The following is an 8,365-nucleotide window of genomic DNA, read 5'->3' as shown; positions in this document are numbered from 1 at the left end:
CTGCATTCTTTGTAATCAATGCGCCGATGCGGATTCCACATTCGGAATATCGCTTTGAAACAGAATCTATCCAAAGCAAAGAGGAAGCGCTAGAGTACGGCAAAGCTCTAGCACAAATTGCAAAAAATTTAAAGCAAAAATATCAACTTCACCGTTTGATCAGATTTGCTTTCGTGAGTTTTGCGACAACGGTTTTTTTGATTTTATTTTTACCAAATTCGTACGAATTACACTGGGCATTTATAGTTAGCGCCGTTTGCACGATTATATTTTTCTTTTCAAAGCGCAGATACAGCAAACTTCTCGTAGAAAATCCCGAAAAAAGCAATACGATTTTCGCGATAGAAAATTTTGCGATTGTGACATTGGTTTTGTATTATCCCATTATGGCTATAGCGTTATGGCTTGCCGGCGGCGGTAGTGAATCTAGCGATATAGGGCTATTTTTTGGCTTCTTTTATCTTCTAGCAGTGACGCCTGTGTCCGTTATTACTACCATTGTTTGCCTAGCACGCAATTTAAGCGTTTATAAAGAGATAAAAGAGTGAAATTAGTAAAATTTAAACGAATATCGCGCGAATATACTTCATCAGCTCCTTGTCGGAGTATCTCTTTGCTGTGGAATGACAGCTTAAATTTAGAATTTAAATCAATCCAAAGCAGCACTTCGCGCCTTTAAATTTGCAAGCCCGCCATTTAAATATATCTATTATCTGCGTTTATTAAAACACTTTAAATTAGCTGAGTATAGAAGTAAGAAAATAAAGAGCGTGAAAAATTTTAGGCATAGCAAATGCAATTAAATTTGATCTTAAACGCTCAAGGCTACTGCGTTAGCTTGCATTTCAGCGCCTCTTGCAAAAGCGCATTGGCTACTACTCTCTCCTTTTTTACGAATATAAAATTTTCGCCGTATTCGCTCTGCAACTCGCTTTGCGGATCAGCGCCCGTATGCATCACTATAATATTTGCTTTTAAATTAGAGCCGTTTAGCATCTTAGCGACGATGTCGAGCTTTTGCTGATTTGCGATCGTTAGGATGATGACCGATGCATCGCGCGCATGCAGCTCGTCGATTGCGGTTTTTTGCATTATATTTACAAAGTATATGTTCTCTCCGCGCGATTTGCCCAGATCCACAAGCTCTAAATCGCTCTCGGCGACTACGTATAGCAGCCCCTGATCTTTAAGGCGCAGCACCACTTCCTGCCCTATCCTGCCGTAGCCTGCTACAATGATATGATTTTTCATCGGCGGGATTTGGGTTTTATGCTCCTCATCCTCGAACTTTTCGACCTTGGACTCGAAGCGGTTGGCAATTTTGTTTAAATTCTTAAGAATAAACGGCGTTAAAATCATAGTCGCGGTTACGACTGTAATTAAAATTTGCCCGTTTTCCTTACTTAGCATATCGCGGCTCATCAACAGCGAAAAGATCGCAAGCGCAAACTCACCTATCTGGCATAGCGACAGCGCCGCTTTTAGCGCTATCCTTTTGCCGGTCGAGAGAAATAAGATCGCGTAAATCACAACCGTTTTAAGCGCCATTATAACGATAATAGCGAGCAGGATCAGCCCATAGTGCGAGACGATGACTTCAAAATTTATCTGCATGCCAATCGTGATAAAAAAAAGCCCCAGCAGTATGTCTCGAAACGGCGTCAGATCAGCCTCTATCTCGTGTTTATACTCAGTTTCTGCGATGAGCATGCCCGCGATGAATGCGCCCAGCGTGTATGAAAAGCCGAATACATGCGCCAAAAAGCTAGCCCCCACGACGGTAAAAAGGATGGTCGCGATGAAAATTTCTTTAGAATTCGTCTTTACGACGTAGTAGAGGAAGCGGTTAAAAGCAAATTTGCCGAGCACGAAAAGGATCACTACCACTATGGCGGCGCTTACGGCGGTTTTTAAGATTAGATAGTTCACGGGGGTATTGTCGGTCGAGCCAAATATGTCAATCATAAGCAAGATGGGGATGACGGCGAGGTCTTGAAAGAGCAGGATGCCAAGCACCTTGCGCCCGTAGTTTTGGTTGATTTCGCCTGTTTCGTTGAGTGTTTTTAGCACGATCGCCGTAGAGCTAAGCGCGAGCGCAAGCCCGATAATCATCACGGTTTTTATGTTTCCGCCAAAAGCCTGATCGATGATGAGCGCTAGAATAATACCGGTGCCAAGCACTTGGAGCATGCCGTTAAAAAATACGTCCTTTTTCATACTCATCAGGTGATGGAAGCTAAACTCAAGCCCGATGGTAAACATCAAAAAAACGATGCCAAATTCTGCCAGCTCAGACATATGGGCGTTTTCGACACTGCTTAGACTATAGATCTGCGAAAAGCACACGCCCGCGACGATATAGCCGATGATGGTGGGAATTTCAAAAATTTTAAAGACGATATTTAGCACTATCGCAAGCGCCGTGATCGCAAGAAATAGCTCTATAACAAGCTCCATTAACTCCCTTTTTTGTAAGATTATGCATAAAATTTAGCGCTAAATTTATTGTCAAATTTTACATTATCCGCGACCATTTACCGGAGGCGATAATCGATGAAATTTTATCTTTTCATATAAATTTACGGGTAAATTTTATAATGTGATTTTACTAAAATCCCGCTTAAAAATAGAGAAATTATGTCGCACTTTATCGCTAAATTTAGAGGTTCGCGACAAAATTTTAAAGCCTAACACGGCTTGGAATTTTAAATTTTAAAGCTAAATTATATAAGACGGCTTTTAAATTTAATCACAAGAAAATTCGCCCGGGTTTGCTTAGCACGACTTTGAATTTAACGCGCCCACAAATCCTCTCTGAAAATCAAAATTTATCGCTTGAATCTACGCTTGCGAGGCGATCTTGCTTTTTGATAGCATTAAAATTTTAGCTTGTAGCACCAGGATCTGATTTTGCTGAGCTTTAAAATCTTTATCTTGCAGATCCTAGTCTGTCTCTCCGCCAAGCTCTAAAATTCTAGCCCGTAGCTCCTCGATCTCGCGCTCATACTCAGCGATCCTTTCTTGCAGGCGAAAGATCACGTCCACGCCCGCAAGATTGACGCCAAGCTCCTTTGTAAGGTTTAAAATCATGCGTATGCGATCCATATCGTGCGCCGAATATAGTCGCATATTGCCCTCGGTGCGACCCGGGCTCACAAGCCCTTCGCGCTCGTATTGACGTATTGTTTGAGGATGAATATCCAAGACCTTCGAGACTATCGATATGAGATAAACCGGCTCATCGTAATCATGCATTTTGATGCCTCCTTATAGCTTTTGCAGCGCGGCTTTGACGTCCTCATCCAGCGAATCGACGTCGGGAAGGACGACGTTTACCACCGCGTATAGATCGCCTAAAATTTTACTCTTGCGGTTTTGCACGCCATAGCCTTTTAAGCGGTATTTCTGCCCGTTTTTGGTATTTTTTGCGATCTTTATCGTTGCGCTTTTGCTTGGCGTCGAAATTTCTACCTTTCCGCCAAACATCGCCGTTTTCAAAGGCACGTCAATCTTTTTGAAAAGATCGTCGCCTTCGCGCGTATACTCGGCGCTTGGCGCGATTTTTATCTCTAAAATTAGATCGCCGCTTTGAGCGCCTGATTTTTGTCCTTTACCCCTGATGCGCAGCTTCTCGCCCGCATTTATACCCGCGGGTACTTTAAATTTAACCGTCTCCCCGCCTATGCGCACGCTCATCTCGCCGCCTTGTATCGCGGTCTCAAAAGGAATTTCAATCGAGCTGTGCGTATCTAGGCTCTGTGTGCCGCCGAAACTGCTGCCGCTAAAGCCACTAAAACCCTCGCCACCACCGAAAGAGCTGAAACTAAATCCGCCACGTGAGCCTGCGCTTTTTGCGCCGAAAGAGCCGCCGAAAATGCTGTTTAGGATGTCGTTTAGATCGCCCATGTTTGCCGAGCCCTGCGCGAAATCGTGGAAATTCTGTCCGCCGAACATCTCGTCGCCGTGGCGGTCATACTGCGCTCGCTTTTTCTCGTCGCTTAAAATTTCATACGCGGCGTTAATCTCTTTAAATTTATCTTCAGCTCCAGGCTCTTTATTAATATCCGGGTGATACTTGCGAGCTAGCCTGCGGTAAGCTTTTTTAATCTCCTCGGCGCTTGCTGATTTATCCACGCCTAAGGTTTCGTATAAACTGCTTGTGCTTGCCATTTTAATCCTTAAAATCTTAAAATTTATGTAGATTATATCATAAAACTTTAGTGAGTGTCAATCAAGTTTGCTAAATTCTATTTATAAATTTTAATTTTGCGTTAAGAATATATTAGCGGACAAAATTTATAATTCCGCCAAAATTTCATTATCACAAAGGAAGCAAAAATGAAAAAATCGATCATCATATCGATAGCTTTAGCAGGTGCGCTTTTTGGCGCCAGTATCGACATTAAAGAAGCTCCAAGCAATTATGAGCGCGTAAATCCGGGCTTTAATCAAGATGTCGTGCTTTCGTATCACAGCTCCGTTGCGGACGTGAAAAAATCCGTCGTAAATATCGCGACTAAAACCAAGATCAAAGCAGGCAACAGCCCGATGTCACAGATGTTTGACGATCCGTTTTTTAAGCAATTTTTCGACTTTGACATTCCGCAGCAGCAGGAGCGCGAGGGAAGCTCGCTAGGCTCTGGTGTCATCATCTCCGAAGACGGCTATATTGTCACAAATAATCACGTAATAGAAAATGCCGATGAGATCGTAGTTACACTACTAGAAGGCGATAAAGAGTATAAAGCCAAGGTGATCGGTACTGACCCCAAAACCGACCTTGCAATCATTAAAATCGACGAAAAAAATCTCTCTGCGGTTAAATTTGCCGACTCGTCCAAGGCTATGGAGGGCGATATCGTCTTTGCTATCGGAAATCCTTTCGGCGTGGGCGGCACCATCACTCAAGGCATAATCTCGGCGCTAAATAAAAACAATATCGGGCTAAATCAATATGAAAATTTCATCCAAACCGACGCTTCGATCAACCCGGGCAACTCAGGCGGCGCGCTAGTGGATAGCCGCGGCGCGCTTTTGGGGATAAATTCCGCCATTTTAAGTCGCGGCGGCGGAAATAACGGCGTAGGCTTTGCGATCCCTTCAAATATGGTAAAAGAGATCGCCGAAAAGCTCATCACAAACGGCAAGATCGAGCGTGGCTTTATAGGCGTTACGATCTCGGATATGTCTAAAGACCAAAAAGAGCTCTATGAAAGCAAAGAGGGCGCGCTAATCTCAAGCGTAGAAAAGGATATGCCAGCCGATAAAGCAGGTATCAAGCGCGGCGATTTGATTACCAAAATAAACGGCAAATCTATCAAAAACGCCAACGAATTAAAGAATTTAATCGGCTCAATGGCTCCAGGAAGCTCAGTGGATGTAGAATTTGAGCGCGACGGCAAAAGCAAGAGTACGACTATCAAGCTAGACGCGATGAAATCCGACTCCACTACCTTAGGCTCAGCCGGCGAGGACTCAAAAAGCGCGATAGAGGGGCTAAAGCTAAGGACGTTGAATGATAGCTTACGCCGCAAATATAACCTCGACGACGATGTCTCGGGCGCCCTCGTCTTAAGCGTAAAAGATGGCTCAAAAGCCGATGATTACGGCTTTGAGGTAGGCGACGTGATCATCCAAGTCGGTCAAAACGATGTCAAAAGCTCAGACGACTTCGATCGATACATCAAAGATTACAAGGGCAAGAAAACCCTAGTTTGGGTTATCAGACGCGGAATTCCGCAAGGTCTTGTAATCCGCTAAAGCTTGGTCCACCAAGCTTTAGCGGCGAGTAACGCGAAAGCGTTAAAATTTAACCGCGGCGAGCCCAGGACAAAGCATTAGCGAAACATTGCGAGTAAGCCAGCAAATCTTTTGAGGTTTTGGACTTTTTGACAAGCGGAATTTCGAGCTTTCGAGCACAAAAGATACATAATAAACTATAAAGATGGGCTTTTGGCGAACATTAAAAGCTGCCGAAAGCCCTTTGTTATTTCAAATAGCTTCGAAAGCCATTTGCCATTTTAAACACCGCTGAAAGCCCAAATTTCGCTTGAAATTCTTAGATTTTGCCCCCTCCATTGCTTTTGTTTTCACTTAGAATTTTTAAAATTTAACCTTTCACGCCGCTACTTTATCGTTTTTATCGCCTCGTCTGGGACTGCTTTAAAATTTTAATCTCTTTGCTAACAACATACCGCAGAAGTATGTGCTTCTAACCTAGAATTGCTTCAAATTTTAATTCCTCTCGTATATTGCTTCACTTTAAATTCCACAAAATCCAAATTTATAAAATCTATGTCTTACCCTACTTCTCATTATCAGAAACTGCTGCCTTTTTATTTTAGCGCTTTTCTCGCAGCGACGCTTATTGGGAATCCCGCTGGCTAAATTTTAAAGTCGGAATTTTAAAATTCTGCTATTTTGTAATCGTAATTTTTCGTTTAAGCTTCGATAACAAAAATAAGCTGAAATTTTACTTTATTATCGAAAACGTCACATCGCGATACCGATTTTTTCGCATTAAGCTACCTTTTGTTAGGAATTGTATTAAATTTATTGTAAATAGGTATTTTTATAGTATAATGGATAGTTTTTATTTTTTACGAAGGATTACAACTATGAAAGATATTAAGATACCGATTATCTCAGGTCTGAGCATCGCTGCTACGCTAGCACTGATGCCGATGCAAGCTTTAGCCGACAATGCAAAAGCGACGGTAACCGGCGGCGGTAGTGATGGTCATTTGCATACTCCAGGCGGCGGGTATTACTCGGGTGGTTATGAAGGTGCCGGTAACGGAGGCGGCTCCAAAAATCATATAGTAACTATCACCGGAGATGCTTCAGGTACTGATATGTCTGGCTACAGTATATACGGCGGCGGTATGGGTCATCCTAGCATTACGCCTACGACATCGGCCGATAGAAATCAGATCACCGTTCAAAACCGCGCTACCGTTACTACCGTAATAGGCGGTGAAGGTATAGGCGCAACAGGCAATACCGTAAACATAATAAATGCAACCGTTAATAGAGTTGTTCTCGGCGGCAACGGCACTTGGGCAGGAAAGAGACCTCAATCGGGAGATGCCGTCGGCAACACCGTAAATATCGAAGGTAATAGCCATATAATCGGCGATAATGATACCATGGGGAACTTCGAAGCTATAGTATCGGGAGGTCGTGCTAGATATGGTCACTCCGCAGAAAATAATACGGTAAATATTAAAAGCGCAGCACAAATAGATAAATATAGGATAGAGGGTGCTACCATACACGAAGGCGGTTCTGCGAAAGGCAATGGCGTAAATATTACGGGTGCTATCGTCTTAGGCAGCGGTCAAGAAATAGACGGCGCGGTATCGGTATCTCCAAATTCCGCTAGTACGTTAGAGAAAAACTATGTCGTCATAAACAGCGCCGGTGCTAAGCTTCAAAATATAACAGGCGCCAATGCTACTAGAGAGGGTATTACCACCGGAAGCAACGCTACGGCTAGCAAAAACTACGTAAAGCTACAAAACGGAGAGGTTCAATCTACTACGGGCTCATATATGGCAGCCGTTTCTAACGACAATTACTCTGAAATCAGCGGCGGAAAGGTTATAGGTGACGTTCACGGAGGCTTCGGCGGAGGTTCTGGTACCAATCACGTCGCTACTAGCACGAATGATTACGTCAAAATAAGCGGCGGCGAGATAGGCGGTAGCGCTTACGGCTTCCGCAACGTAAATGGAGAGATAAAAAGTAGTTACGTTGAAATGAGCGGAGGCAAAGTAGCACAAGATGCTATAGGCGGAAACAGCGTTAACGGCAAAATTTCAAACACCAAAGTAACTCTAAACGGTGGCGAAGTGAGCCACGATGTCATCGGCGGAAACAGCGTTAATGGCGACGTTACGGGCGCCAGAGTAGAGATCGCAAACGGCGCTACGATGAGCCACGATATCATCGGCGGTAGAAGCGAAAAAGGCAAGGCCGAGGCTAACTGGGTAGTAGCGGATTTAACCGGCAAAAGCGTCTTTCAAGTAATCGGCGGAACCAATAAAATCGGCAGCGGCAGCGGAACGGCAAACAATAACCACGTCCAAATAACCGGCGGAACACTAAATGGTCCTGCTCTAGGCGGACGCGGCGAACAAGGCGTCAGCCGCAATGAATTCTTCGCGACCGGAGCGACTATCAACAACCACGTTTCTGGCGGAACTACCTCAAGCGGCAATGCCGTACAAAACGCTTTATCCTTGGTAAATTCTACGGTCAATGGAAATAGCCAAGTAAAAGGCGGTAACGCTATGGCGGGCTCTGCATCCAATAACAGCGTAATTTTGCAAGGCTCCACGATAAACGGGGTAGCTTATGGCAC

Annotated in this window: 6 protein-coding genes; 3 read left to right on the top strand and 3 right to left on the bottom strand. The window is 44.0% G+C overall.

The window, feature by feature from the left end; genetic code table 11:
- The coding region (locus tag Q0605_RS02680) for a hypothetical protein (RefSeq protein ID WP_298703990.1) at positions 1 to 548 on the top strand (548 nt) is incomplete at its 5' end.
- Positions 549 to 825: 277 nt separating this feature from the next.
- Here the strand turns inward: Q0605_RS02680 and Q0605_RS02675 are convergent.
- From Q0605_RS02675 to Q0605_RS02665, 3 genes are all read right to left on the bottom strand, one after another.
- Entirely contained in the window at positions 826 to 2,457 is a 1,632-nt protein-coding gene (locus Q0605_RS02675) for a cation:proton antiporter (RefSeq protein WP_298703988.1), read from the bottom strand.
- 486 nt (positions 2,458 to 2,943) lie between these two features.
- Positions 2,944 to 3,255: a helix-turn-helix transcriptional regulator gene (locus Q0605_RS02670; RefSeq protein ID WP_298703985.1), complete on the bottom strand. Its 312-nt coding sequence runs from the start codon at positions 3,253 to 3,255 to the stop codon at positions 2,944 to 2,946.
- 12 nt (positions 3,256 to 3,267) lie between these two features.
- Positions 3,268 to 4,170 carry a DnaJ C-terminal domain-containing protein gene (locus tag Q0605_RS02665; RefSeq protein WP_298703983.1) on the bottom strand — a complete coding sequence of 301 codons (903 nt, stop codon included), beginning with the start codon at positions 4,168 to 4,170 and terminating at the stop codon, positions 3,268 to 3,270.
- A 168-nt stretch (positions 4,171 to 4,338) separates the two neighbouring features.
- On the opposite strand from Q0605_RS02665, the gene Q0605_RS02660 reads away from it, so the two are divergent.
- Together Q0605_RS02660 and Q0605_RS02655 are read left to right on the top strand one after the other, a co-directional pair.
- Complete coding sequence (locus Q0605_RS02660) at positions 4,339 to 5,760, top strand: Do family serine endopeptidase (protein ID WP_298097909.1); 1,422 nt, start codon at positions 4,339 to 4,341, stop codon at positions 5,758 to 5,760.
- 857 nt (positions 5,761 to 6,617) lie between these two features.
- Positions 6,618 to 8,365: hypothetical protein (locus Q0605_RS02655; protein WP_298703981.1), on the top strand; the 1,748-nt coding region annotated here is incomplete at its 3' end.

Source organism: uncultured Campylobacter sp., assembly GCF_938017705.1.
In the GTDB taxonomy this organism is placed as follows: domain Bacteria; phylum Campylobacterota; class Campylobacteria; order Campylobacterales; family Campylobacteraceae; genus Campylobacter_B.
Note: the sequence above shows the minus strand (reverse complement) of the source record. Positions and strands in the feature narration are given on the sequence as shown.